The organism is Streptococcus infantis, assembly GCF_964243025.1.
GTDB lineage: Bacteria > Bacillota > Bacilli > Lactobacillales > Streptococcaceae > Streptococcus > Streptococcus infantis_N.
This window is the reverse complement of record NZ_CAXTDJ010000015.1, coordinates 1-1,719: the sequence shown is the minus strand read 5'-3', so window position 1 is coordinate 1,719 and position 1,719 is coordinate 1. Positions and strand designations below refer to the sequence as shown.

The window sequence follows — 1,719 nt, the reverse complement described above, 5'->3', positions numbered from 1 at the left end:
GTTGGAGCCTCTGTTGTTGGAGCTTCAGTCGTTGTTGGAGCCTCTGTTGTTGGAGCTTCAGTCGTTGTTGGAGCCTCTGTTGTTGGAGCTTCAGTCGTTGTTGGAGCCTCAGTCGTTGTCGTTTGTTCTTTTGAATTCACAATAGTCTTTGTAACTGACTGGTCTTCTCCAAAGTCCGTAACATCTACTTCTGTATCTTCAGAATCAATGACATAGCCTTTTGGTGCTTCTGTTTCCGTCAGGATATATTTGTCTTTTAGAAGACCTTTTACAGTGATTTTCCCGTCAGCATCAGTTACATATTCACCAATGACTTGATTATTTGCTGGGCGAACTACTTTAAATTTCGCACCTGGTAATGGTTGATTTGCTTCATCAACTTTTTTAATGTTAATTGTAAAGACATAACCAATACCAGAACCACCTGCTACTTGAACGACAGTGGATTGCTCAACATGTTTAACAGCCTTTCCTTTGCCTTTTAACACAGCATCATTATTTAATACCTCTCCGTCTGCCGGTGAATAATTTGTTTGAACTTTATATTCAATTCGATATTGATCTGACTCTGTGATGTCACCAAGTTGTACGACAAACGATTGTCCATCTTCGCTGACGGTAACAGTATGTTGAGCAGTTACATCAGTTGTATCTGTAAATTCCCAAAGACCTTTAACATAATCAAATTTACCTTTGATAATACGAATACTATCTTTAATATAAGATGCATTCAAAAACTTCAATGTGTCTTCTACTGTAGCATCTTGAAGACTTTCTTTAGTACGATTGATTGAAATGGTGTATGAAAGAGTCTTTTGATCCTCACTACTTACCCATCCTGTTTTAGAAAACAACACAGGATTTCCATCTCCAACACCAGTGAAGTTAACTTTTCCAACTACTTGTGTTTTCCCATTAATCGTTACCTCGACAGGGATTTCTCCTTCTTCAGGGTGTTTTTGGAAATCTACTCGAGTATAGACATAGAAAGATCCTTTGGTATCAGAGTGTTTTTCAACATAATCAGTATAGGTTAAGACGATATGTTTTTTTGTTTCATCAATCTGAGCATTTGCGATAACTTCATTTGTTTTCTCATCACGAATTTCAAAGTTTTGGGATTCTATATATAGAAAATCTGATAAATCAACTGTAGTTGTATCGCCAGCTTTAACATTTTTATTTGTTAAATCATAATTTGCATTAAGTCTAAACGTAATCCATTGCTTCAAATCACCATCAAGACTATCTCCTGATTTATTTGTAATACTTAGTGAGGTAATAGTATCAACAGTCTTACTATTAGACGTAGTAGCTGATGTTTCAGCAGCAGCATTTGTTAAGCTTAGTGAAACAAATACAGTTAATATACAAATAATGAAAGAGATAAACGATAGTTTTTTCTTATTCATTTTCATTTCTCCTTTAATTTATTAGTTTATTAAAACTAGTACAGTATACCAATATTTACATCCTATGTCTACTTTTATAACTCAAATAAACAAAAAAAATTTATCAAGATTACTTTTAGATATTAAATATGTTTTTTATGTCATATAATCGTATAAATTTATTTTTAAGAATAGATTTTTTTAATATCGATATCGAAAATATATATGCAATATTAGTATATAAAAAGTATAAAAAGAGAGAGCAATGCTCTCTCCTCTCTAAAGAAACTTATCTAATATTATTTAGTAAATTTACGTTTCATAACAA

The 1,719-nt window shown here is 32.7% G+C and carries 1 protein-coding gene; it reads right to left on the bottom strand.

Features of this window, described 5'->3' with window-relative positions; all coding sequences use genetic code 11:
• Positions 1-1,412, bottom strand: a 1,412-nt coding sequence (locus ACESNQ_RS08645) for an Ig-like domain-containing protein (RefSeq protein WP_373076217.1), incomplete at its 3' end; no start/stop codon positions are given.
• Between the last annotated feature and the right edge of the window lie 307 nt (positions 1,413-1,719).